Source organism: Arthrobacter sp. SlRoot2-15 (assembly GCF_059739345.1).
On the sequence record NZ_AP046058.1, the window covers coordinates 3,467,147 to 3,490,684 of the forward strand.

Sequence of the window (23,538 nt, forward strand, 5' to 3'; positions counted from 1 at the left end):
GCTTCTCAATCCTTAAGTTCGTAGGTTGTATCGACGGGCCCAGCCGGCGGCCGGGCTATTTTTCGCGCTTGTAGAACGGCAGCGCCACGACTTCGAACGGCTCGGCCTTGCCGCGCAAATCGATGTCCAGGGCGGTGCCCGGTTCGGTGAACTCGACGTCCACGTACGCCATCGCGACGGGGTACCCCAGGGTGGGGCTCGGCTGCCCGGAGGTCACTTCGCCGACGACGGTGCCGTCCTTGAGGACAGGGTAGTGGCCGCGGCCGGCCCGGCGGCCCAGGCCCTTGAGGCCCACAAGTCTGCGGCCGGTGGTGGAACCTGCGCCGGCTTCCTTGAGTTCGGCCAGGGCCGCCTTGCCGACGAAGTCCGACTCCTTGGCGAGCGAGACGACCGGTCCCAGGCCTGCCGCGTACGGGTTGCCTTCGCGGGAGAGCTCGTTGCCGTAGAGCGGCATGCCGGCTTCCAGACGCAACGAGTCGCGGCAGGCCAGGCCGGCGGGGATAAGCCGCTGGCTGGCACCGGTTTCCAGCAGTGCTTCCCAGAGGCCGGCGGCGTCCTCGTTGGGAACGTAGATTTCAAAGCCGTCCTCGCCGGTGTAGCCGGTGCGGGCGAGCAGCAGGTCCTGTCCGTTGATCTGAACCTCAACCGCGGCGTAGTACTTCAGCTCGGTGACCAGCGCGTGCTGCCCGGCCGGGACCAGGGCCAGCAGGATCGCTTCGGCGTTGGGGCCCTGGACGGCGATCAGCGAAGTTTCGGCGGAGACGTTCTCCACCGTGACGTCAAAGCCTGCAGCCCGCTCGGCCAAGGCCGCGGCCACTACCTCAGCGTTTCCGGCGTTGGGGACCACCAGGTACCTGTCTTCGGCGCGGCGGTAGGAGATGAGGTCATCGATGATGCCGCCGTCTTCCTGGCAGATCAGCGAGTACTTGGCCTTGCCCACGGCCACAGCCGAGAGCTTCCCGGCCAGGGCAAAGTCGAGGAACGCGGCGGCGTCCGGGCCGCTGACCCAGACCTCACCCATGTGGGAGAGGTCGAACAAGCCCGCGGCGTTGCGGACGGCGTGGTGCTCGGCCAGTTCCGATTCGTACTTAAGGGGCATCTGCCAGCCGCCGAAGTCCGTGAAGGAGGCGCCGGCTTTTTTGTGCTGCTCGAAGAGGGCGGTGTAGTTCTCACTCATCAGGGGATCCTTAGTTCTCGAATTCGGAAAGCGGAGGGCAGGAGCAGACCAGGTTCCGGTCGCCGGCTGCACCGTCGATCCGGCCGACCGGCGGGAAGTACTTGTCCTGCCTAAGCGTGTGGACCGGGAAGGCGGCCTGCTCGCGCGGATACGCCCGCTCCCAGTCGGACGAGACGACGGCGGCCGCCGTGTGGGGTGCGTTGCGCAGCGGGGAGTTCTCCACCGTGAACTCACCGCTGGCCACCTGGTCGATCTCCTGCCGGATCGTGATCATCGCCGCGATGAAGCGGTCGATCTCCGCGAGGTCCTCGGACTCCGTGGGCTCCACCATCAGGGTGCCCGCCACGGGGAAAGACAGCGTGGGGGCGTGGAAGCCGAAGTCGATCAGGCGCTTGGCGACGTCCTCCGCGGTGACACCGGTCCTGGCCGTGAGTTCACGCAGGTCCAGAATGCACTCGTGCGCCACCAGTCCGCTTTCGCCGGTGTAGAGCACCGGGAAGTGCTCATCCAACCGTGCAGCGATGTAGTTCGCGGCGAGGAGGGCCGACTTGGTCGCCTCGGTCAGGCCCTGCCCGCCCATGAGCTTCACGTACGCCCAGGAGATCGGCAGGACGCCGGCCGAGCCGTACCGGGACGCTGAGATGGCCACGCCTGTCCCGCCCTGGTCGGCGGCCTTGTTCGCGTCGCCGGGCATAAACGGCGCCAAGTGCGCCTTGGCCGCAACCGGGCCGACGCCGGGTCCGCCGCCGCCGTGCGGGATGCAGAAGGTCTTGTGCAGGTTCAGGTGCGAGACGTCGCCGCCGAACTGCCCCGGCTGGGCCAGGCCGACGAGGGCGTTGAGGTTGGCGCCGTCGACGTAGACCTGCCCGCCAGCGGCGTGGATGGCGTCGCAGACCTCTCGGACGTCGGCGTCGTAGACGCCGTGCGTGGACGGATAGGTGATCATAATCGCCGAGAGCACGTCCTTGTGCTGCTCGATCTTTGCCTGCAGGTCCGCGTGGTCGATCGTGCCGTCCGAAGCTGTCGCCACCACGACGACCTTCATGCCGGCGAGCACCGCGGAGGCGGCGTTGGTACCGTGCGCCGAGGCCGGGATCAGGCAGACGTTGCGCTGGGCATCGCCGCGGGAGTGGTGGTAGCCGCGGATCGCGAGCAGGCCCGCGAGTTCACCCTGGGAGCCGGCGTTTGGCTGGATGGAGACCTGGTCGTAGCCGGTGATTTCGGCGAGGTCAGCCTCGAGGCCGCTGATGAGTTCGCGCCACCCTTCGGTCTGGGAGTCCGGCGCGAAGGGGTGGATGGAGGCGAACTCCGGCCAGGAGATCGCCTCCATCTCGGCCGTGGCGTTCAGCTTCATGGTGCAGGAACCCAGCGGGATCATGGTGCGGTCCAGGGCGAGGTCCCGGTCCGAGAGGCGGCGGATGTAGCGCAGCAGCTGGGTCTCGGATCGGTGGGTGTTGAAGACCGGGTGCTGCAGGTAGTCGGAGGTGCGCAGCACCGAGTCGGGCAGTTCGAAGCCCTTGGCCTCCACGAGCGGACCGGCGCCAAAGGCGACGACCACAGCGGAGAGGACTTCCGGCGTCGTGGTTTCATCGACGGACACGCCAACTGTGTCCGCGTCGATGAGCCGCAGGTTGATGCCCCGGGCCTCGGCGGCGGCGATGGCCTTCGCGGCCTTGCCCGGCACCCGGACCGTGATGGTGTCGAAGAAGGAATCGCTTGCCAGTTCGCGGCCGGCAATCTTCAGTGTGGCGGCCAGGGCGCGGGCGTTGTTGTGGACGGCCTCGGCGATTGCCTTCAGCCCGTCCGGGCCGTGGTAGACGGCGTAGAAAGAGGACACGATGGCCAGCAGCGCCTGGGCGGTGCAGATGTTGGAGGTGGCCTTCTCCCGGCGGATGTGCTGCTCGCGGGTCTGCAACGCCAGGCGGTAGGCGGGGATGCCGGCGTTGTCCTTGGATACGCCGACGATCCGGCCCGGGAGCGTGCGTTCCATGCCCTCGCGCACCGCCATGTAGGCGGCGTGCGGGCCGCCGAAGAACAGCGGGACACCGAAGCGCTGGGTCGAGCCGACGGCGATGTCCGCGCCATGCTCGCCCGGGGGAGTGATGAGGGTCAGGGCAAGCAGGTCCGCGGCCACGGTGACCAGTGCGCCGCGCTCCTTGGCCTCGGCGATCACACCGGACTGGTCCCAAACCCGGCCGGAAACGCCCGGCTGCTGCAGCACAACGCCGTTGATGACACCCTCGGGCAGGCCCTTGGACAAATCGGCGACCTCAACCTCGAAGCCGAGGGCCTCGGCGCGGCCCTGGACGATGGCGATGGTCTGCGGCAGGCAGTCGGCGTCGAGGACGGTCTTGCCGTCGTGAGCGGACTTGTTCTTATTTGCCCGGCGCATCATCAGCACGGCCTCGGCGACGGCGGTGGCTTCGTCCAGCAGCGAGGCGTTGGCGATCGGCAGGCCCACGAGGTCCTGGACCATGGTCTGGAAGTTCAGCAGCGCCTCGAGCCGGCCCTGCGAGATCTCGGGCTGGTACGGCGTGTAGGCGGTGTACCAGGCCGGGGCTTCGAGGATATTGCGGCGGATCACGGCCGGGGTGACGGTGTCGTAGTAGCCCTGGCCGATCATCTGCACGGCGGTCTTGTTCTTGGCGGCCAGCTTGCGCAGCTCGGCGAGGACTTCGACTTCGCTCAGCGCCGCGGCCAGGGTGAGGGGCTTTTCCTGGCGGATTGAATCAGGGACAGCAGTATCCACCAGGCCGTCGACACTGTCGTAGCCGACAGCCTTCAGCATGGTGTCGACGTCGGCCTCGCGGCGGGCGCCAATATGGCGGTCAGCGAAATTGGATGAAAGAGATTGAACCGTCAAGAGGAACTCCAAGGTTTGGCCGGCGCAAGGCGCCGGAAGGGACCGGGTTCCTCCCCGCTCTGTATTGGACCTGAGAGATTCCGCGGACCGTTGTCCGCTTGCACCGTCGGTGAGCCAGGAACTTTCCTGACTGCTTTCCAGAGTTGCCTCGCCGCGGCGGTACATGGGCCTGAGAGATTCCTGGGGAGGATTTGCTCCTACGGCGCCTGCCCGTTGGTGACGGGGAGGACTCTCCCGCCACGGCTCGAAAGGCATATTCGAATGTGGTGATTCGCCTCACACCGTACACGCCATCCCGGGGAGGGGCAACAATGCGGCCGCCGGGCAATGTCACATTTGCGGGGCTTGACTTTCCCGAGTGATCCATCACACACTGAGTCGGCCGGACGATGTCCTTCGAGGGTGATCCGGCCATGGTGGGTGCAGGTCCCGGCACATCCGGGGCACCGCACCCACGACGGCGCGCTTTGTTCGGAGCTAACCTCCACGCCACTGGGCCGTCCGTAACATTCACAAATGAACATGCCTATGATCTGCGGCGGGAGAGTCCTGCCGGTACATACAGCAGGCGCCGTAGGAGCAAATCCTCCCCAGGAATCTCTCAGGCCCATGTACCGCCGCGGCGAGGCAACTCTGGAAAGCAGCCAGGCACGTTCCTGGCTCACCGAAGGTGCAAGCGGGTCTGCGGGGGCAGGAACGCGGAAACTCTCAGGTCCAAGACAGAGCGGGGAGGAACCCGAATCATCGTGGCACCGAAGTGCCACTTGAACGATGGAGTTCCTTATGACGATTCAACGACCACCTTCGGCTCCGGTTGAAGCCCCCCACCTTGAGCGCCAGCTCAGCAACCGGCACATCCAGCTCATCGCGATCGGCGGCGCCATCGGCACCGGCCTTTTTATGGGCTCGGGAAAGACCATCTCGGCGGCCGGCCCTTCCGTAATCTTCGTCTACATGATCATCGGCTTTATGCTGTTCTTCGTCATGCGGGCCATGGGTGAGCTGCTGCTGTCCAACCTCCACTACAAGTCCTTCAGTGATTTCGCGGCGGACTTGCTTGGCCCCTGGGCCGGCTTCTTCACCGGCTGGACCTACTGGTTCTGCTGGGTGATCACCGGCATCGCCGACGTTATCGCCATCGCCGGCTACTCCCAGGAGCTCTGGCCCGGGCTGCCCCTGTGGATACCGGGACTGGTCACCGTCGCCATCCTGCTGCTGCTGAACCTGACCACGGTGAAGGCCTTCGGCGAAACCGAGTTCTGGTTCGCGCTGATCAAGATCATCGCCATCGCGGCGTTGATTATCGTGGGCCTGTTCATGATTTTCAGCGGATTCAGGTCCGACGCCGGACCCGCTACTTTCAGCAACCTGTGGAGCCACGGAGGCTTCTTCCCGAACGAGTTCATGGGCTTCGTCGCCGGCTTCCAGATTGCCGTGTTCGCCTTCGTGGGCATCGAACTGGTGGGCACCACTGCGGCAGAGGCCAAGGACCCGGAGAAGAACCTGCCCCGGGCCATCAACTCCATCCCGATCCGTGTACTGCTGTTCTACGTGGGCGCCCTCATCATCCTGATGTCCGTCATCCCCTGGACCCAGTTCGCCGCCGGACACAGCCCCTTCATCGCCATGTTCTCCCTGGCCGGCCTCGGGGCCGCTGCCACGGTCGTCAACCTGGTGGTCCTTTCCTCGGCGATGTCCTCGGCCAACTCCGGAATCTACTCCACGTCCCGGATGGTCTACGGCTTGGCCCAGGAAGGTGACGCGCCGGTCCGTTTCGGTGCCCTGTCGCGCCGCAAGGTTCCCCAGAATGCGCTATTCCTCTCCTGCGTGCTGCTGCTGGCGGGTGTGGTGCTGATGTACGCCGGGGAGAACATCGGCAAGGCCTTTGAGATGGTCACCACCGTTTCCGCCGTCTGCTTCGTCTTCGTCTGGTCGATCATCCTGGCCAGCTACATCGCCTTCCGCCGGCGCCGCCCGCACCTGCATGCCGCCTCGAAGTTCAAGATGCCCGGCGGCATCCCCATGGTCTGGGCGGTCTTCGCCTTCTTCGCCTTCGTGCTCTGGACCCTGACCACCCAGCCGGACACCCTCACGGCGCTTCTGGTGACCCCCATCTGGTTCATCATCCTCGGCGCGGCATGGTTCGTCCTGCGCCGCCGTCCCGCGCACCTGGCTCGCTACCAGGCGTTCAAGGACGAACTTCAGTCTGAGCAGGATGTCGCAGGCGGACGCCAGGCGGTGGACAGCCTGTGACCACCGGAGAAGCCACACCCGCCACCCCGTCCTCCCTCCCGGCGTTGGAAAAGCCGGTGGCGCCCAGCACGGAATTTGTCCTCACCCTCGACTGCGCCGAGTCACCCGGAATCATCCACGCCGTCTCTGAATTCCTGCTGGCCCACGGCTGCAACATCATCGACATCAAGCAGTTCGGCGACCGGCAGGAACAGCACTTCTTTATGCGCGTGCACTTCGTCGCAGCGGGTGCGGGCGCTGACGTCGAAGCCCTCCGGCAGGATTTCGTTCCGGTGGCCGGGGAGTGGGACATGAATTGGCGGCTCGAACGCCACGGCCGGAAAGAGAGGATTCTGGTCATGGTGTCCAAATACGGCCACTGCCTCAACGACCTGCTCTTCCGCGCCCGCATCGGCGAACTGCCCGTGGAGATCGTGGCCGTCGTGTCCAACCACCAGGACCACGAGGATCTCGTCACCTGGCACGGGATTCCGTTCCATCACGTGCCGGTGAGCCAGCAAACCAAGCCCGCCGCCGAAGCAACGCTGCTCTCACTGGTGGATCGCTACCAGGTGGAGCTGGTGGTCCTCGCCCGCTACATGCAGGTCCTGAGTGACAACCTCACGGGCCGCCTCGCCGGCAGGGCCATCAACATCCACCATTCATTCCTGCCGAGCTTCAAGGGCGCCAGGCCCTACCACCAGGCGTACGACCGGGGCGTCAAGACCGTCGGGGCCACCGCGCACTACGTCAATTCCGAGCTGGACGAGGGACCCATCATTGCCCAGCAGGTGATCGAGGTGGACCACACCTACACCCCCGCTGACCTGGTCGCGGTGGGCCGGGACGCCGAATGCAAAGCCCTGACGAACGCCGTCCGCTGGCATGCCGAAGGACGAATCATTCTTTCCGGCAACAGGACCGTCATACTTCGCTGACGCGTCCCCACGATCATGCGAAGCCCCCTCATCCGGGGCTTCGCATGATGACCTGCCGGGTCCGGTTCCGTCCGTTCCGGCCTGTCCGCTCCGGCGCCTTGCGCCGGCTATTCCTTGGAGTACCTCGTGACGGTTAATTCTCTTACGCCCACTTCCCCCTCAACCCGGCCCGTCGGTAGTGATCCGCAGCTTCCCACGCGGCTGGAAATCGTTCCCACCGACGGCATCGTCGCCAGGGTTCAGGCGGCCCTCCCGGCGGGCTCGAAACTCACGGTCACCTGCCTTCCGCATCACGGGGTCAAGCCCACCGTGCAAACGGCGGTCCAGCTGGGCCAGCTCGGTTACCGCGTGGTGCCCCACCTCGCGGCCCGCAGCCTCGAAGGCCGCGCGGAACTCGCAGGCATCCTCAAAGTCTGCGAGGCTGCCGGGGTCACCGAGGTCTTCGCCGTCGGCGGCGACGCGGCGCAGGCAGCCGGCCCCTACCCGAGCAGCGCCCGCCTGCTGGAGGACATTGCCGAGATCTCCGGCGGGCGCATTGCAGCGGGCGTCGCCGGCTACCCGGAAGGGCACCCGCAGCAGAGCCAACTCCATATGCTCGATGCGCTGCTGGAAAAACAGCATCTTGCCTCCAGCGTGGTCACGCAGATGTGTTTCTCGGGTGCGCGGATCGGCTGGTACGTAGAGTTGCTGCGCCGCGAGGGTGTCACGCTGCCGGTGTGGGCCGGAGTCGCCGGATCCGTACCCCGGACCAAGCTCGTCTCCCTGGCAACCAAGATCGGAGTGGGGCCGTCCCTGCGCTTCATCAGCCGCAGGGGACCGCTCGCCCGTCGGCTGCTGGACGGCGGCAACTATTCTCCCCAACGGCTCGTGTCCGAGCTGTCGGCGGTCCAGCCCGCTTTGGCCGGCGTCCACCTCTACACGTTCAACAACCTCGAACCGTACGCGGCCGCCGGCATGGCCAAAAGTGCCGGAGCGCCGGCAGCCACATCGCCGGGACGCGGTTGATGGCCACGCCGGAGGGCGCCGCCGGCGTCGCCACGCGGGGTGTGCGCCTGCCCTGGGCGGCACTCCCACGCGGCCTGCCGGTTCGGGTCACCGCCGACAGGAGGTACCTCGGCCGGGGCACAGTGGATGGTGCCACGCCGGACGGATCAGTGTTGTGGGTCCTCTTCAACGGCACGGAGGGCCGGCGCATGTTCCACCGGGACGACCACATTCACGTCGAAGTGGGGTAACAGGGAACCGCTGCCCACCGGGTCAGTGGCCCCGCTTGATCCAGTCCGCAAGCTGGGGCGCCTCGGCGCCGATTGTCGTCGAGTCCCCGTGCCCGGTGCGCACCACGGTCTCGGCCGGGAGCGTGAGCAGGCGGGCCTTGATGGACTCGATGATGGTGGGGAAGTCGCTGAAGGACCGCCCGGTGGCGCCCGGCCCGCCCTGGAAGAGGGTGTCGCCGGTGAAGACGGTGCCCTCGCCCGCCAGGTGGAAGCTCACCGAGCCGGGGGAATGACCCGGGGTGTGCAGTGCCGTGAGACTGGCTCCGGCGACGTCGAACGTGTCGCCGTCGTCGATGCCGCGGTCCGGCTGGGTCCCGGGGAAGACCCGGTCCCAGAGCATCCAGTCGTCCCGGTGCAGGTAAACCGGAGCCTTGACCAGATCTCTGAAGGCGCCCACTGCGGCGATGTGGTCGTCGTGGCCGTGGGTGAGCAGGATGGCCGTGACGGTCCGGCCGGCGACGGCGGCGGCGACGGCTGCGGCGTCGTGGGCCGGATCGATCACCACGCATTCCTCCTCGTTGCCGAGGATCCAGACGTTGTTGTCCACGTCCCAGGTGCCGCCGTCGAGCGAGAACGTCCCGGAGGTGACCAGTTGCTCGATCCGCAGGCTGCTGCCGGCAGCGCCGCTCACAGTTCCACCACCGAGCGGAGGACGGCGCCGGAGTGCATCTTCTCGAAGGCGTCCTCGATCTGGTCGATCGTGATGCGTTCCGTGACGAAGGCGTCCAGGTCCAGCCGGCCCTGCCGGTAGAGGTCGATCAGCATGGGGAAATCGCGGGACGGGAGGCAGTCGCCGTACCAGGAGGACTTCAGGGAGCCGCCGCGGCCGAACACGTCCAGCAGTGGCAGTTCAAGGGTCATGTCCTGGCTGGGGACGCCCACCAGGACCACGGTGCCGGCGAGGTCGCGGGCGTAGAAGGCCTGCTTATAGGTCTCGGGACGCCCGACGGCGTCGATCACGACGTCGGCGCCGAAACCGCCGGTCAGTTCCCGGATCGCCTCGACCGGGTCGACGGCGGCGGAGTCCACGGTGTGGGTGGCGCCGAGTTCCTTGGCGCGTTCGAGCTTGTTGGCGTCGATGTCCACCGCGATCACGGTGGTGGCCCCGGCGAGCGCGGCGCCGGCCACGGCCGCCACACCCACGCCGCCGCAGCCGATCACGGCGACGGAATCTCCGCGCTTGACATTGCCGGTGTTGATGGCGGCGCCGAGGCCGGCCATGACGCCGCAGCCGAGCAGGCCGATTGCGGCGGGGTCGGCGTCGGGGTCCACCTTGGTGCACTGCCCGGCGGCGACGAGGGTCTTCTCGGCGAACGCGCCGATGCCCAGCGCTGCGGAGAGTTCGGTGCCGTCCTCGAGTGTCATCTTCTGGGTGGCGTTGTGGGTGTTGAAGCAGTACTGCGGTTCGCCGCGGCGGCACGCCCGGCATTCGCCGCAGACGGCCCGCCAGTTCAGCACCACGCGGTCGCCGGGGGCCACTTCGGTGACGCCGGGGCCGACGGCGCTGACCACACCGGTGGCTTCGTGGCCGAGCAGGAACGGGAAGTCGTCGTTGATGGCGCCCTGCTTGTAGTGCAGGTCGGTGTGGCAGACGCCGCAGGTGAGGACGTCCACCAGGGCCTCGCCGGGTCCGGGATCCGGGACGAGGATGGTCTCCAGGGTGACGGGGGCGTTTTTGGACCGGACGACGGCGCCTTTGACTTTGTGGACCATGCGGGTGGCTCCTCTCATCCCGCTCCCGTGGCGGGAAGCGGCACGGCGCGGGCTCCTGGGATTAGCCGGGAGTCCGCGCCGCAAATGGTGTGGTGGGTTGTGTCCTAAAAAGGGGGGCGTTAGGCCGCGAGGCGGCTCTTGACCTCGGCCGCGGAGGGGTTGGTGGCCGCGGTGCCGTCCGGGAACAGCACGGTGGGGACGGTGCGGTTGCCTCCGTTGAGCTGCTCCACGAGTTCGGCGGTGCCTTCGACTTCCTCGATGTTAATCTCGGTGTACCCGATGCCCTGCGCGTCCAGCTGCTTCTTCAGCCGGTTGCAGTAGCCGCACCAGGTGGTCGAAAACATGGTGATGGTGCCGGAATCGGGGGTGAAGTCCACGAAGTTCTCCTCAAAGCTGGTTGGCGGCGCTTGCTCGCCGGTGATGGGTGGCAGCGCCGGTTGCCGACAAAAGTCGTACGTCACTACCAATAACCGTAACCCGTGGCCCGCTATTCCCGGACGCTATTCCGGCCGAGCGGCTCCCGGTGGCATGCTGGTGCCATGTGTGGACGCTACGTGATGGCCCGGGCCGTCGGGGACCTGCTGGCCGAATTCGACGCCGAACTCGAGGAAGAGGTGGTCATTCCGCTGTCGTGGAACGTGGCTCCGACGGCGGACGTGCCGATCCTGCTTGAGCGGCTGGTGGACGGGGAGTCGGTGCGGCAACTGCACATTGCCCGCTGGGGACTCGTGCCGTCCTGGGCCAAGGACCCGGGCATCGGCTCGAAAATGATCAACGCGCGTAGCGAGAGCGTGCTGGAGAAGCCCGCCTTCCGCAAAGCCACCCGTTCCCGGCGCTGCGCGGTCCCGGCGGACGGCTACTACGAGTGGAAGGGCGAAGGCCGCGGCAAGCAGCCCTACTACGTGCACCCGAAGGACGGCAGCCCGGTGGTCTTTGCGGGCCTTTACGAATGGTGGAAAGACCCGTCCAAGGCCGAGGGGGATCCGGAGCGCTGGCTGCTCTCGACGTCGATCCTGACCACCGACTCCCCGCCGGAGGGCTACGCGGACGGGATGCTGGCCGAACTGACGGCCCTGCATGACCGGGTTCCGCTGCCGATGGACCGTCAGACCATGGCGACCTGGCTGGACCCGCAGGCCGACGACGCCGCCGCCCTCGTGGGGGTGGTGCGGGCCGGCGCGCATGACGTCGCGGAGGGCTGGACGATCGACGCCGTGGGCACCGCCGTCGGGAACGTCAGGAACGACTCCCCTGAGCTGATCCGGCCGGTGGGGAGCCTGTTCTAGGGCTGCGGCTAGACCGTGACCCTGCCGCCGGCGTCGACCGTCCAGCTGGGGTTGAAGGCGACCTCCCAGCGGAAGCCGTCCGGGTCGGCGAAGTAGCCGGTGTACCCGCCCCACGGCTGGGTCTTCGGGGCCGCCACCACGACGGCGCCCGCGGCCTCCGCCTGGCGCAGTGCCTGGTCCACTTCTGCCGCACTGCCGACGTTGTGGCTGAGCGTGATGCAGGGGACGCCGGCCGGGGCGTCGGTCCCCGCCTCGGCCTGCATCTGCTCGGCGTCCCAGAGCGAGAGGATGAGCCCGTGGTTGGCCTGCAGGAAGACCACCTCTCCGGGCACCTCGCGGTGGACGGGCCAGCCGAGGCCCTCGGCGTAGAAGCGGCGTGAGGCGTCAACGCTGCGGACACCCAATGAGATGAAGTCGACTCGTGGTTGCATCGTTCGATACTGTCATGCACATGTCCACAAATCACGGAGACGACAAAGACGCCCAGGCCGACAAGGAACAGCTCGCCGCCGTGCGGGTGGCTGTCGACGAGGTGGACGAGCAGATCGTCGCACTGATCGGCCGGCGCGAACGGCTGATCCGGATCGCCGGGACGCTCAAGGCCGACAGTGCCGAGGTCCGCGCCCCGGGCCGTGTGGAGCGGGTGCTCGAACACGTCAAGGCCACGGCGGAGCAGAAAGACATTGACGCGGAAATCGTCGAGCAGACCTACCGGGCCATGATCGACGCATTCATCCGGCTCGAGCTGGACGTGTACAAGGCCTCCAGCTAAGGCCTGCCCCCGTCGGTTTAAAGCGACTCTTCGACGGGTACGTTGGCCTGGTAGTCCCGGCCCTCGCAATCGCTGAACGCCGTCATCAGATGGCCCTTGGTCAGGCCCATCACAGTGCTGAGCGGAAAGTTCCCGGTGATGGTGTTGCCGGAGTGCTCCACGCCCTTGAGGTCAAAATTCTCCTCCGTGCCGTCATGGCTGAAGCAGAAAAATGACACAGCCTCGCCGTTCATGAACTCGATTTCCATCCGGCGCTGGTGGGAATGGTCTGGAGTGGCGGCCACGAGCCCGACCACGTAGGCCCCGGAACTCGGAATATTCCCGTCTATATCGAACTTCGCCACCAAGGTTGAATCCTTGGCGGCGATGCTTACGTGCTTCAGGAGTGCGCTGTGGGAGCTCATGGCTCAATCCTGCTACCTGCGCCTGCGTCCGTCCACCCCCGATCTATGTTTTGTCACCACGGCGTCGTAGACTGGAAGTGTTCGAAGATATATTCGAATCCCGGTGTTCTCACCCACGCGTGTTCTGGCCGGGAGTAGGCACTTTCCGGGAGACGTTATGGGCATGTTCAGCGAGTCTGTCGACGTCGCCTGCGCCCCGGACGGCCAGCCCCGGTCCCTCGACTGGGCCGGTCGGCACTACGAGGTATGCGCCGAGCCGGTCCGCTGGTTCGAGCGGCGCCAGTGGTGGGCGGAGGAGCAGCGTGCCCCGCTGGGCGCCGGCCCGGGCCTGGTGGACCACGAAATCTGGCGGGTCCAGGTTACCGATGCCGCCAATCCGGAGCGGCCCCTCACCCTGGACCTGAGCCGGCACGTAGGCAGCGGGCGCTGGCGGCTGCTGCGGATCCTCGATGCCCTGCCCCATCTCCGGAAACCCGAGTCGGCATGAGCTTCACCCACCTGCATGTTTCCACCGCATTCAGCGCCCACTACGGGGTGTCCTGGCCGGATGAACTTGCCGCTGCCGCCGCCGCGGACGGGGCCACGGCGCTCGCCTGCACGGACCGCGACGGGCTCTACGGCACCGTTAAGCACTTGAAGGCCTGCATGGCCACCGGGCTTGACCCGGTGGTCGGGGTGGACCTCGCGGTGTTCGACGACGACGGAGACCTCCGCACCCAGGTCGGGGGACGCGTCGTCGTGCTGGCGCACGGGCAGAACCACGGCGCAGGCTACCGGGCACTGTGCCGGCTGGTCTCCGACGCCCATGCCCGCACCACGGGCAAGGCCGGCGGGGCGGTTCCGGTCGCCGTGACCCGGGCGGAGCTGGCCTCGCGCACCCTGGATCCGCAGACCCTCAAGCCGGTCCTGACCGTCCTGCTCGGCCCTGACTCCGACGTCGGCCGGTCCATGGGCGGGCGGCGCTACCTCCGGCCCCGCACCCTTTTCAAACGCTGGCTGGAAGCCATGCCCGCTGGCACCATCGCCGCAGAGGTGGTCTCGCAGCTCAGCCCGCCCGGCGAACCCCTGAGCACGGCCCACGCCGTGCGGATGCTCAAGCTCGCCGCGGAACACGCCGTCCCCGCCGTGCTGAGCAACGCCGTAAGGTACTGCGCTGAGGACGGCGCCGCGACGGCGGACGTGCTCGACTCCGCCCGCACCCTGAAGTCCCTGCCCGAACTTTCCGCCGCGCCGCAGCTGCAACCCAACGGACAAGGCTGGCTGAAATCCTCCGCCCAGATGCTGCGCCTGGGTAAGGAAATCATGCACTCCGCCGGGTACGGCGCCGCGGACCTGAAAAGCCTGCTGGCGCACACCGAGGCGCTCGCGGACCGGTGCCGGATGGATCCGGTCACGGACATGGGGTGGAAGCAGCCTGTGGTTCCGGAAGCCTCAGTGATCGGCATTGCGGGGGACCCTTTGGTGGAGCTCACCCAGCGTTGCGAGGCGGGCATCAGCCGGCGGTTCCCGGGCATCGCCGGAAAGGCCGCCGAGGAGCTGCGCGCCCGGCTGGAGCATGAGCTGCGGATCATCGACGGCCTGGGCTTCGCTTCCTACTTCCTCACCGTCGCCGAGGTTTCCCGGATGATCCTGGACATGGGGGTGCGAGCCGCCGCCCGCGGCTCCGGCGCCTCCAGCCTGGTCAACTACCTGATCGACGTCAGCCAGGTGAATCCGCTGCAGCATGACCTCATCTTCGAACGCTTCTTGTCCCGGGACCGCGCCACCCTCCCGGACATCGACATCGACGTCGAAAGCGCTGAGCGGCACAACGTCTACCGCAAAATTTTTGAGCGCTTCGGCTCCGAACGAGTGACCCTGATGAGCATGCAGAACGGCTACCGCGCCCGCGGGGCCGTCCGTGACGCCGGCCTGGCCCTGGGCATGGACGGCAGTGACATCGACGAGATCGCCAAGCAGCTGTGGCGGTTTTCGGCCCGGAACTTCCGCGAAGCCCTGGTGGAAAAGCCGGAGCTGAAGGAATTCGCCGGCCGGGTGGAGCAGCGGGACTTCACCGAAAACCAGCAGCTTGACCTGCTGGTGGACCTGACCGAACGGCTGGACCGGCTGCCGCGCCATATTTCGATGCACCCCTGCGGGGTGATCCTGGGCGATGCCACCCTGCTGGACCGCACACCCGTGCAGCCCAGTGGCCTGGGCCTGCCGATGAGCCAGTTCGACAAGCACGACATGGACCCGATGGGCATGCTCAAACTCGACGTCCTGGGCGTCCGGATGCAGAGCGCCATGGCCTTCGCGGTCCGTGAGGTGATCCGGCTGCACCCCTCCAAGGCCGAGGTGGTGGCCGCCGGCCGCCACCCGGCGGGGCCGGAGGGCGCCGGACCGGACTACATCGCCGCGGACGGGACGATCGACCTCAACGCCGTCCCGCTCGACGACGAACCCACCTATGAGCTGATCCGCAGCACCCATACCCTAGGCTGTTTCCAGATCGAGTCACCGGGGCAGCGGGAACTGATCGGCAAGCTGGCTCCACGGGAATTCAACGACCTCATCATCGATATCTCGCTGTTCCGGCCCGGGCCGATGAAGTCGGACATGGTCCGTCCCTTCCTGGAGCACCGACACGGCTTTGCGCCGGAGGTCTACCCGCATCCGGACCTCAAACCGGTGCTGCAGGAGACCCACGGGGTGACGGTCTTCCACGAACAGATCCTCAAAACCTTCGACGTGATGACCGGGTGCGGGCTGGCCCGGGCCGATGAATTCCGGCGCGCCCTCGGCAATGAGGTGCTCGAAGCCAAGGTGGAGGAGTTCTTCCGCCGCGAGGCACGGATCCGGAACTACACGCCCGAGGTGGTGGACAAGGTCTGGGGGACCCTGAAGGCTTTCGGCAGCTTCGGTTTCTGCAAGGCCCACGGCGCCGCCTTCGCCGTCCCCACCTACCAGTCGGCCTGGCTCAAGACCCACCACCCCGAGGCTTTCCTTGCCGGGCTCTGGGAACATGACCCAGGCATGTACCCGAAGCGGCTGCTGGTGGCAGAGGCCCGCCGGCTGGGGATCCCCATCCTGCCGTTGGACATCAACCGCAGCCAGGCCGAATACCGGGTGGAGCGTGTGGAAACCGGTCCGGACCGGGGCAAGCTCGGCATCCGGCTGAGCCTCAACGGCATTTTCGGGCTCTCCGGGGCCGAGCTGAAGAGGATCGTGGCCGGCCAACCCTATGACTCCCTTGCGGACCTGCGGGCACGCTCCCGGATCAGCAAACCGAGCATCCAGCGCCTGGCCCAGCTGGGCGCCTTCGACTCGCTGCACCGGTCCTCCGGCGGAACCGCCAACCGGGCTGACCTGGTCCAGCACCTGCAGCAGCTCCAGGGCAGGGCGCAACGCAAGGGTGTCGAGGTCATTGAGGGGCAGCTGGCCCTGCCGCTGGGCGACGTCGAGCTCAAAAACATCAAGTCCGGGCTGCCGGCCCCCACACTGGTGGAGACTGTCCGGGCAGAACTGGACCTGATGGCCCTGGACGTCAGCGGCCACCTGATGGCCAGCCACCGGCCCCTGCTGCAGAAACTTGGCGTCACGACGGCGGATCAGCTGCTGGGGCTGCGCAACGGCACCGAGGTGCTGGTGGCCGGGGTCCGGGTGGCCACCCAGACCCCGCCGATGCGCGGCGGTCGGCGGGTGGTGTTCATCAGCATCGATGACGGCACCGGCTGCGTGGACTCGGTCTTCTTCCACGAGGCCCAGGAGCAGTCCGGCCCGCTGCTCTTCGGGACCCGGTTGCTGCTGATCCGCGGCACCACCCGGCGGACCGGGCCGCGCGGCATCAGCATCAGCGCCTCCCTGGCCTGGGACCTCAGCCGCACCGAGACCCTGCCCTTCCCCGCTGCGGCGGCCGGCGGGGCAGGTGGGGCCGGCACAACGCCGCCGTCGGAACCCTCCGAGCCGGGCCCGCTGGACGGCATCCGGCGCCACCTCGCCATCACCGGCATGGGTGGCTGAACCGCCGCCGAACTGCCATTAAACGGCGGCCGGCCGGCGGTCGACAGGCGGCGGGCCGCGTTGGTTGGCCTATCCGGAACCCGATAGCATGGACGAGGCTGGCTGTGGTCCCCGTACGCCACAAGCTACGAAGCCTTAACTTTGAATAGGAGACACCCGTGTCAGATGCCCAGCAGATCACCCTTCTCGTCGACGGCGAAGAGACCAAGGTGACTACCGGGACCACCGGCGCGGAACTCTTTTTTGAGCGCCGCGACGTTGTTGTAGCCCGCGTCAACGGCGAACTCAAGGACCTGGACCAGCCGCTGCCCGAGGGCGCCACGGTCGAGGGCGTCACCATCGAGTCCCCGGACGGCCTCAACGTGCTGCGCCACTCCACCGCCCACGTGATGGCCCAGGCCGTGCAGCAGCTGCGCCCCGACGCGAAGCTCGGCATCGGCCCGTACATCACCGACGGGTTCTACTTCGACTTCGACGTCGAAGAACCGTTCACCCCGGAGGACCTGAAGACCCTGGAAAAGATGATGCAGAAGATCATCAACCAGAACCAGAAGTTCGTCCGCCGGGTCGTTTCCGAGGACGAGGCGCGCGAGGCCATGAAGGACGAGCCGTACAAGCTCGAACTGATCGGCCTCAAGGGCGCCGGTTCCGACGCCGACGGCTCCTCCGTGGAAGTGGGCGCCGGCGAGCTGAGCATTTACGACAACGTCGAGCGCAAGGAAGGCACCACTCTCTGGTGCGACCTGTGCCGCGGACCGCACCTGCCCAACACCAAGCTGATCTCCAACGCCTTCGCTCTGACCCGCTCCTCCGCGGCCTACTGGCGCGGCAGCGAAAAGAACAAGCAGCTCCAGCGCATCTACGGCACCGCGTGGCCCACCAAGGAAGCCCTCAAGGCCTACCAGGAGCGGATCGCCGAGGCCGAGCGCCGCGACCACCGCAAGCTCGGCGCCGAGCTGGACCTGTTCTCCTTCCCGGACGAACTGGGCTCTGGCCTGCCCGTGTTCCACCCCAAGGGCGGCATCATCCGCAAGGCCATGGAGGACTACTCCCGCCAGCGCCACGTCGACGCCGGCTACGAGTTCGTCTACACCCCGCACATCACCAAGGGCCACCTCTACGAAGTCTCCGGCCACCTGGACTGGTACCGCGAGGGCATGTTCCCCCCGATGCACATCGATGCGGAACTCAACGAGGACGGCACCGTGCGCAAGCCCGGCCAGGACTACTACCTGAAGCCGATGAACTGCCCCATGCACAACCTGATCTTCCGGTCCCGCGGCCGCTCCTACCGCGAACTGCCGCTCCGGCTCTTCGAATTCGGCTCCGTGTACCGCTACGAGAAGTCCGGCGTTGTGCACGGCCTCACCCGCGTCCGGGGCATGACCCAGGACGACGCCCACATCTACTGCACCCGTGAGCAGATGAAGGACGAGCTCACCAAGACGTTGAACTTCGTCCTCGGCCTGCTCAAGGACTACGGACTGGAGGACTTCTACCTGGAACTCTCCACCAAGGACCCGGAGAAGTCCGTGGGCTCGGACGAGGTCTGGGAGGAAGCCACCCGCACCCTCGAGGAGGTCGCCAAGGAATCCGGACTGGAACTGGTCCCGGATCCGGGCGGAGCCGCGTTCTACGGCCCCAAGATCTCGGTGCAGGCACGCGATGCCATCGGCCGGACCTGGCAGATGTCCACCATCCAGCTGGACTTCAACCTGCCCGAGCGCTTCGAGCTCGAGTTCCAGGCCGCCGACGGCACCCGCCAGCGCCCGGTCATGATCCACCGCGCCCTCTTCGGCTCGATCGAACGGTTCATGGGTGTCCTGACCGAGCACTACGCCGGGGCCTTCCCGGCCTGGCTGGCTCCGGTCCAGGTGGTCGGCATCCCCGTGGCGGAGGCCTTCAACGACTACATGTTCGACGTCGTCGACCAGCTCAAGGCCGCCGGGATCCGGGCCGAGGTGGACATCTCCTCGGACCGCTTCCCGAAGAAGATCCGCACCGCCAGCAAGGACAAGATCCCGTTTGTGCTGATCGCCGGCGGGGACGACGCCGAGGCCGGCGCCGTGTCCTTCCGGTTCCGTGACGGCAGCCAGGACAACGGCGTGCCCGTGGCCGAAGCTGTCCGCCGGATCGTTGACGCCGTCCGCAACCGGACCAGCTAGCGGGGGAGCAGCACGTGCAGGAGACCACAGGCGCTGTCCCGGGATACCCGGGGGACGAGGGCATCACCGACGACTTTGGCCTGGCCGGGGTGCCGGACGCCTTCCAGCGCCTGTGGACTCCGCACCGCATGGCCTACATCAAGGGCGGCCAGCACCAGTTCAAGAACCCGGATGACTGTCCCTTCTGCGTTGCGCCCGAACGCGAGGACGACGACTCCCTGATCGTCTACCGCGGGCGGACCAGCTACGTGGTGCTGAACCTCTTTCCGTACAACCCGGGCCACCTGCTGGTCTGCCCGTACCGGCACATTCCCGATTACACCGACCTGACCGTCGAGGAGACCGCGGAGTTCGCCGAGCTGACCCAGACGGCCATGCGGGTGCTGCGCAAGGTCGCCAACCCCACCGGCTTCAACCTCGGCATGAACCAGGGCGTGACCGGCGGCGCCGGTGTCGCGGGCCACCTGCACCAGCATGTGGTGCCGCGCTGGGGCGGGGACGGCAATTTCTTCCCGATCATCGCGCAGACCAAGGCGATCACCCAGACGCTCGGCGAGGTCCGCCAACAGGTCGCCGAGGCGTGGCCGGAGCCGACCGCGACCGAGACCGGGGCGACGGATGCTGAATAAGCACGCACGCGGCTTCTTCACCGCCCTGTTCTCGCCGCTGGCCCGCTGGCTGCTGCGGATCGGTGTCTCACCCGACGCCGTTACGATCGTCGGCACCGCCGGCGTTGTGGTCGGTGCCCTCGTGTTCTACCCCCTCGGCCAACTCTGGTGGGGGACGCTCTTCATCACCGCGTTCATCTTCTCCGACGTCATCGACGGCATCATGGCCCGGATGCAGGAACGCGGCGGACGCTGGGGCAACTTCCTGGATTCCACCCTGGACCGCGTCGCCGACGGCGCGCTGTTCGCCGGCGTCGCCATCTGGTATTTCACCGGCGGCGCCGACACCCCCATCGCCATCGCCGCCGTCGTCTGCCTGGTGCTGGGCATGGTGGTGTCCTACGCCCGGGCGAAGGCAGAGGCGCTGGGGTACCACGCGAACGTCGGCATCGCGGAGCGCGCCGAACGGCTGGTGTCCGTCCTGGTGGTCACCGGACTCACCGGTGTCGGGCTCCCCACCGTGGTCCTGTTCGCCACCCTCTGCCTGCTCGGCCTGGCCAGTTTTGTGACGGTGGTGCAGCGCATCGCCGCCGTGCACCGGCAGTCGCTGGACGAGGCCCGCGACACCGCCACCGAGCAGGCCGCCTGAGGCTGTAACCGGAATTCAACCCGGCCGTGGCGTGGGACTAGTATTAGCCTTACCGGCCAATGGTTCCCGGTAATCCGGTGTGTGCGAGCCGGTGTATGCGAGATTGTCGTCTGCGTGCCGCCCGCGCCCCGGTGAGGTCATCTATCTACCCATAGGGGTTTTTGTGTCTACACCTGATGTAAGCAGCGAAGCCGGCGCGTCCGCCAAGAACGTTACGGGCAGCAGCCGCGTCAAGCGCGGCATGGCGGAGATGCTCAAGGGCGGCGTCATCATGGACGTCGTCAACGTCGAGCAGGCCCGCATCGCCGAAGACGCCGGTGCCGTGGCCGTGATGGCGCTCGAACGCGTCCCCGCCGACATCCGCGCCCAGGGCGGCGTCTCCCGCATGAGCGACCCGGACATGATCGACAAGATCATCGACGCCGTCTCCGTGCCGGTCATGGCGAAGGCCCGCATCGGCCACTTCGTCGAGGCCCAGGTCCTGCAGTCCCTCGGCGTCGACTACATCGACGAGTCCGAGGTCCTCACCCCGGCCGACTACACCAACCACATCGACAAGTGGAAGTTCACCGTTCCCTTCGTCTGCGGCGCCACGAACCTGGGCGAAGCGCTCCGGCGCATCAACGAGGGCGCGGCAATGATCCGCTCCAAGGGTGAGGCCGGCACCGGCGACGTCTCCAACGCCACCACCCACATGCGCCAGATCCGCGCCGAGATCCTGAAGCTGGCCGCGCTGCCCGAGGACGAGCTCTACGTCGCCGCCAAGGAACTGCAGGCCCCGTACGAACTGGTCAAGGAAGTTGCCTCCACCGGCAAGCTCCCGGTTGTGCTGTTCACCGCCGGCGGCATCGCCACCCCGGCGGACGCCGCCATGATGATGCAGCTCGGCGCCGACGGTGTGTTCGTCGGCTCCGGCATCTTCAAGTCCGGCAACCCGGCCCAGCGCGCCGCCGCCGTCGTGAAGGCCACCACCTTCTTCGACGACCCGGACGAAATTGCCAAGGCCTCCCGCGGCCTGGGCGAGGCCATGGTGGGCATCAACGTCGACGAGATCCCGCAGCCGCACCGCCTCGCCGAGCGCGGCTGGTAGTTCGCGCATTTGGGGGCGCCGGACGGCGCTGATCCTCTGCGTGCTATTCCCCGCGCGTTATTGGCAGCTCAGCTGCTGGTTGGGGCGCGGGGCCCCTTTTACGCACGCCGCCGGATCACACCGCCCTGCGCCTTGCGCTCCTGATTAAAGTGCGACGGCGGCGGGTCACCTTTGTTAGGTGACCCGCCGCCGTCGTCGTCTATCTGCCCAACTAAGTCGCAGCTCAGGCCGTTTTCGCGCCCCAGAACGGCCCGAGCTGCTAGTCAGTTGGGGGCGGGAACTATTAGTCCAGGCCGCGGCGCTTGAGCAGCGGTTCGAGCCGGGCGTCGCGGCCGCGGAAGGCCCGGAAGGACTCCAGCGGGTCGCGGCTGTTGCCGCGCGAGAGCAGTTCGGCCCGGAAGAAGTCGCCGTTGGCCCGGTTGAGACCGCCGTTGTCCTTGAACCATTCGACCGTCTCGGCGTCGAGCACCTCGCTCCAGATGTAGGAGTAGTACCCCGCGGCGTACCAACCGCCGGCGAAGATGTGCTGGAAGTAGCCGGTCCGGTAGCGCGGCGGGATCAGGCTGTGCGCCACACCGGCCGCGGCCAGGGCCTTGGCCTCGAACTCCAGTGCGTCCTCCGGGATGTCGGTGCCGTCGAGCACGTGCCATGCGAGGTCCAGCAGCGCCGCGCCAAGGTACTCGGTGGTGCCGAAGCCCTCGCCCCACAGCGCTGCCTCGTTGAGCTTGTCCACCGCGTCCTGCGGCAGCGGTTCGCCGGTGGTGTGGTGCCGGGCGTAGTTGGCCAGCACCTCGGGCCACATGATCCACATTTCGTTGACCTGCGAGGGGTACTCGACGAAGTCCCGCGGGACGGAGGTGCCGGCGAACCGCGGGTACGTCACGGAGGAGAACAGCCCGTGCAGGGCGTGGCCGAATTCGTGGAAGGTCGTCCGCAGCTCATCGAGGGTCAGCAGCGTGGGCTCGCCGGCCGGCGGCTTGGAGATGTTCAGGTTGTTGATCACCACCGGCCGGGTGTTCAACAGCCCGGACTGCTCCACGAGCGAGTTCATCCAGGCCCCGCCGCGCTTGGAATCCCGGGTGTAGTAGTCGCCCAGGAACAGGCCGAGGTCGGTCCCGTCGGAGTTCTTCACTTCCCAGACCCGGACATCCGGGTGGTAGCCGGCCAGATCGGTGCGTTCGTGGAAGGTGATGCCGTAGAGGGCATTGTCGGCGAAGAACACGCCGTCGTTCAGCACCCGGTCCAGCTCGAAGTACGGCCGCAGGGCCTGCTCGTCCACGGAGTACCGTTCGCGCTTCACCCGGGCCGAATAGAAGGCCCAGTCCCAGGCTTCCAGCGGGTGGCCGGCCACCTCAGCCAGCGCCTCGGCCTCGGCGTCGGCGTTCCGAACCGCGGCCGGGGCCAGGCGGTTCATCATGGCCTGGACGGCTTCGAAATCGGGGGCGGTTTGCTGGTCCACGCTGAGCTCGGCAAAGTTGGCGAAGCCGAGCAGGCCGGCCTTTTCGGCGCGGAGCCGGACCATGTCCTTGACCAGGTCCAGCACGTCGAGGCTGCCGCCGCCGCTGCCGCGGCCGATCGAGGCCTCGTAGAGCCGGCGCCGCACCTCCCGGTTCTCCAGGGCGGCCAGGGCGGGCTGGTTGCTGGGCTGGATCAGGGTGAGGAGGTACTTCCCCTCGTGCCCGGCGGTGCGCGCGGCTTCGGCGGCGCTGGCGACGTCGTCGGCGGGGAGACCGGCGAGCTCCGCGGCGTCGTCCAGCCGCAGCGCGGCGGACTTCATGCCTTCCTTGACGCGCTGGCCAAACTCGGTGCCCAGGGTGGACAGCTCGGCGTTGATGGCCTTCAGCCGTTCCTGGCCTGCCGGCTCGAGCTGGATGCCGGACTGGCGGAACTCCTTGAGATACTCCTCCACCAGCCGGCTGGATTCGGCGTCGAGCCGGTCGGTGTTGATGGCCGCGAAGCGCTCGAACAGGCCACGGTTCAGGTAAACGGCGTCCTGGTGGGCCGAGAAGCCGGGGGAGAGGCGGGTTTCCAGTTCGCGGATTTCCTCCGACGCGTCCGCGGAGACCAGGGTGAAGAAGGACGCCGCGGCCCGCTGCAGCAGCTGTCCGGAGCGCTCCATCGCCAGCGCCGTGTTCTCGAAGGTCGCAGGCTCGGGATCGTCAACGATCGCCTGGATCTCGGCGAGGTGTTCGGCCAGGCCGGCCTCGACCGCTTCGGCGTAGTGCGGCGCCTCGATGTCCGCGAAAGGCGGCAGTCCGTAGGGCAGGGGGCTGGGGCTCAACAGGGGATTGGTCATGAAATGACTCTTTCATGTGAGGCCGGAGTTCTCAACGAATCGCTAAGCGTGTTGTGATCTGGCCCACCG

The 23,538-nt window shown here is 67.3% G+C and carries 19 protein-coding genes and 3 riboswitches; of the genes, 11 read left to right on the top strand and 8 right to left on the bottom strand.

Annotated elements, in window-relative coordinates; translation table 11 throughout:
• Positions 1–55: 55 nt before the first annotated feature.
• Both gcvT and gcvP read right to left on the bottom strand, forming a co-directional pair.
• Positions 56–1,177 carry a glycine cleavage system aminomethyltransferase GcvT gene (gene gcvT, locus AC6I9V_RS16135; protein ID WP_497900129.1) on the bottom strand — a complete coding sequence of 374 codons (1,122 nt, stop codon included), beginning with the start codon at positions 1,175–1,177 and terminating at the stop codon, positions 56–58.
• Between the two features lie 10 nt (positions 1,178–1,187).
• Positions 1,188–4,040, bottom strand: a complete 2,853-nt coding sequence (gene gcvP, locus AC6I9V_RS16140; RefSeq protein WP_497900130.1) for an aminomethyl-transferring glycine dehydrogenase — start codon at positions 4,038–4,040, stop codon at positions 1,188–1,190.
• A gap of 49 nt (positions 4,041–4,089) precedes the next feature.
• A riboswitch (glycine riboswitch) is annotated at positions 4,090–4,187 on the bottom strand.
• A riboswitch (glycine riboswitch) is annotated at positions 4,188–4,287 on the bottom strand. It abuts the riboswitch before it with no gap.
• A 282-nt stretch (positions 4,288–4,569) separates the two neighbouring features.
• A riboswitch (glycine riboswitch) is annotated at positions 4,570–4,667 on the top strand.
• A 156-nt stretch (positions 4,668–4,823) separates the two neighbouring features.
• On the opposite strand from gcvP, the gene AC6I9V_RS16145 reads away from it, so the two are divergent.
• The 3 genes from AC6I9V_RS16145 (at position 4,824) to AC6I9V_RS16155 (ending at position 8,215) form a co-directional block, all read left to right on the top strand.
• Entirely contained in the window at positions 4,824–6,293 is a 1,470-nt protein-coding gene (locus AC6I9V_RS16145) for an amino acid permease (RefSeq protein WP_497900131.1), read from the top strand.
• Positions 6,294–6,337: 44 nt separating this feature from the next.
• Positions 6,338–7,210: a formyltetrahydrofolate deformylase gene (gene purU / locus AC6I9V_RS16150; protein WP_497900337.1), complete on the top strand. Its 873-nt coding sequence runs from the start codon at positions 6,338–6,340 to the stop codon at positions 7,208–7,210.
• Between the two features lie 126 nt (positions 7,211–7,336).
• Positions 7,337–8,215, top strand: a complete 879-nt coding sequence (locus tag AC6I9V_RS16155; protein ID WP_497900132.1) for a methylenetetrahydrofolate reductase — start codon at positions 7,337–7,339, stop codon at positions 8,213–8,215.
• Between the two features lie 252 nt (positions 8,216–8,467).
• Here AC6I9V_RS16155 and AC6I9V_RS16160 read toward each other — a convergent pair whose 3' ends face one another.
• From AC6I9V_RS16160 to AC6I9V_RS16170, 3 genes are all read right to left on the bottom strand, one after another.
• A complete protein-coding gene (locus AC6I9V_RS16160) occupies positions 8,468–9,115 on the bottom strand; it encodes an MBL fold metallo-hydrolase (RefSeq protein WP_497900133.1) in 648 nt (215 codons plus the stop codon).
• Positions 9,112–10,197 (bottom strand): S-(hydroxymethyl)mycothiol dehydrogenase, encoded by a 1,086-nt coding sequence (locus tag AC6I9V_RS16165; protein ID WP_497900134.1) that lies wholly within the window; start codon positions 10,195–10,197, stop codon positions 9,112–9,114. Before AC6I9V_RS16165 ends, AC6I9V_RS16160 begins: the two co-directional genes overlap by 4 nt.
• A 119-nt stretch (positions 10,198–10,316) precedes the next feature.
• Complete coding sequence (locus tag AC6I9V_RS16170; protein ID WP_056739948.1) at positions 10,317–10,574, bottom strand: mycoredoxin; 258 nt, start codon at positions 10,572–10,574, stop codon at positions 10,317–10,319.
• 162 nt (positions 10,575–10,736) lie between these two features.
• On the opposite strand from AC6I9V_RS16170, the gene AC6I9V_RS16175 reads away from it, so the two are divergent.
• Positions 10,737–11,483, top strand: coding sequence for an SOS response-associated peptidase (locus tag AC6I9V_RS16175; protein WP_497900135.1), 747 nt, complete (start codon positions 10,737–10,739; stop codon positions 11,481–11,483).
• A gap of 8 nt (positions 11,484–11,491) precedes the next feature.
• Here AC6I9V_RS16175 and AC6I9V_RS16180 read toward each other — a convergent pair whose 3' ends face one another.
• Positions 11,492–11,914, bottom strand: coding sequence for a VOC family protein (locus AC6I9V_RS16180; protein ID WP_497900136.1), 423 nt, complete (start codon positions 11,912–11,914; stop codon positions 11,492–11,494).
• A gap of 14 nt (positions 11,915–11,928) precedes the next feature.
• Here AC6I9V_RS16180 and AC6I9V_RS16185 point away from each other — a divergent pair, with 14 nt between their 5' ends.
• Entirely contained in the window at positions 11,929–12,255 is a 327-nt protein-coding gene (locus AC6I9V_RS16185; protein ID WP_349413729.1) for a chorismate mutase, read from the top strand.
• A 17-nt stretch (positions 12,256–12,272) separates the two neighbouring features.
• Here the strand turns inward: AC6I9V_RS16185 and AC6I9V_RS16190 are convergent, their stop codons facing one another.
• Positions 12,273–12,659, bottom strand: coding sequence for a hypothetical protein (locus AC6I9V_RS16190; RefSeq protein ID WP_349413728.1), 387 nt, complete (start codon positions 12,657–12,659; stop codon positions 12,273–12,275).
• 157 nt (positions 12,660–12,816) lie between these two features.
• Here AC6I9V_RS16190 and AC6I9V_RS16195 point away from each other — a divergent pair, with 157 nt between their 5' ends.
• From AC6I9V_RS16195 to pdxS, 6 genes are all read left to right on the top strand, one after another.
• A complete protein-coding gene (locus AC6I9V_RS16195; RefSeq protein WP_497900137.1) occupies positions 12,817–13,146 on the top strand; it encodes a DUF6504 family protein in 330 nt (109 codons plus the stop codon).
• On the top strand, positions 13,143–16,661 hold the full coding sequence (locus AC6I9V_RS16200; protein ID WP_497900138.1) for a DNA polymerase III subunit alpha: 3,519 nt from the start codon (positions 13,143–13,145) through the stop codon (positions 16,659–16,661). The genes AC6I9V_RS16195 and AC6I9V_RS16200 overlap by 4 nt, the downstream gene beginning before the upstream one ends.
• Before the next feature lie 158 nt (positions 16,662–16,819).
• On the top strand, positions 16,820–18,826 hold the full coding sequence (gene thrS, locus AC6I9V_RS16205) for a threonine--tRNA ligase (protein WP_497900139.1): 2,007 nt from the start codon (positions 16,820–16,822) through the stop codon (positions 18,824–18,826).
• A 14-nt stretch (positions 18,827–18,840) separates the two neighbouring features.
• The gene (locus AC6I9V_RS16210; RefSeq protein ID WP_497900140.1) at positions 18,841–19,455 is read left to right on the top strand and encodes an HIT family protein; all 615 of its coding nucleotides are present in this window, start codon (positions 18,841–18,843) and stop codon (positions 19,453–19,455) included.
• Positions 19,445–20,083 (top strand): phosphatidylinositol phosphate synthase, encoded by a 639-nt coding sequence (gene pgsA, locus AC6I9V_RS16215; RefSeq protein WP_497900141.1) that lies wholly within the window; start codon positions 19,445–19,447, stop codon positions 20,081–20,083. Before AC6I9V_RS16210 ends, pgsA begins: the two co-directional genes overlap by 11 nt.
• A gap of 163 nt (positions 20,084–20,246) precedes the next feature.
• A complete protein-coding gene (pdxS, locus tag AC6I9V_RS16220) occupies positions 20,247–21,173 on the top strand; it encodes a pyridoxal 5'-phosphate synthase lyase subunit PdxS (protein WP_349413722.1) in 927 nt (308 codons plus the stop codon).
• 283 nt (positions 21,174–21,456) lie between these two features.
• Here pdxS and AC6I9V_RS16225 read toward each other — a convergent pair whose 3' ends face one another.
• Positions 21,457–23,469, bottom strand: a complete 2,013-nt coding sequence (locus AC6I9V_RS16225) for a M3 family metallopeptidase (RefSeq protein ID WP_497900142.1) — start codon at positions 23,467–23,469, stop codon at positions 21,457–21,459.
• Positions 23,470–23,538: the final 69 nt, after the last annotated feature.

Bases quoted from the DNA above. Each gene is read 5' to 3' on its own strand.
- gcvT (WP_497900129.1), bottom strand. From the start codon at position 1,177: ATGAGTGAGAACTACACCGCCCTCTTCGAGCAGCACAAAAAAGCCGGC.
- AC6I9V_RS16145 (WP_497900131.1), top strand. From the start codon at position 4,824: ATGACGATTCAACGACCACCTTCGGCTCCGGTTGAAGCCCCCCACCTT.
- AC6I9V_RS16165 (WP_497900134.1), bottom strand. From the start codon at position 10,197: ATGGTCCACAAAGTCAAAGGCGCCGTCGTCCGGTCCAAAAACGCCCCC.
- AC6I9V_RS16175 (WP_497900135.1), top strand. From the start codon at position 10,737: ATGTGTGGACGCTACGTGATGGCCCGGGCCGTCGGGGACCTGCTGGCC.
- AC6I9V_RS16180 (WP_497900136.1), bottom strand. From the start codon at position 11,914: ATGCAACCACGAGTCGACTTCATCTCATTGGGTGTCCGCAGCGTTGAC.
- AC6I9V_RS16185 (WP_349413729.1), top strand. From the start codon at position 11,929: ATGCACATGTCCACAAATCACGGAGACGACAAAGACGCCCAGGCCGAC.
- AC6I9V_RS16190 (WP_349413728.1), bottom strand. From the start codon at position 12,659: ATGAGCTCCCACAGCGCACTCCTGAAGCACGTAAGCATCGCCGCCAAG.
- AC6I9V_RS16195 (WP_497900137.1), top strand. From the start codon at position 12,817: ATGGGCATGTTCAGCGAGTCTGTCGACGTCGCCTGCGCCCCGGACGGC.
- AC6I9V_RS16200 (WP_497900138.1), top strand. From the start codon at position 13,143: ATGAGCTTCACCCACCTGCATGTTTCCACCGCATTCAGCGCCCACTAC.
- pgsA (WP_497900141.1), top strand. From the start codon at position 19,445: ATGCTGAATAAGCACGCACGCGGCTTCTTCACCGCCCTGTTCTCGCCG.
- AC6I9V_RS16225 (WP_497900142.1), bottom strand. From the start codon at position 23,469: ATGACCAATCCCCTGTTGAGCCCCAGCCCCCTGCCCTACGGACTGCCG.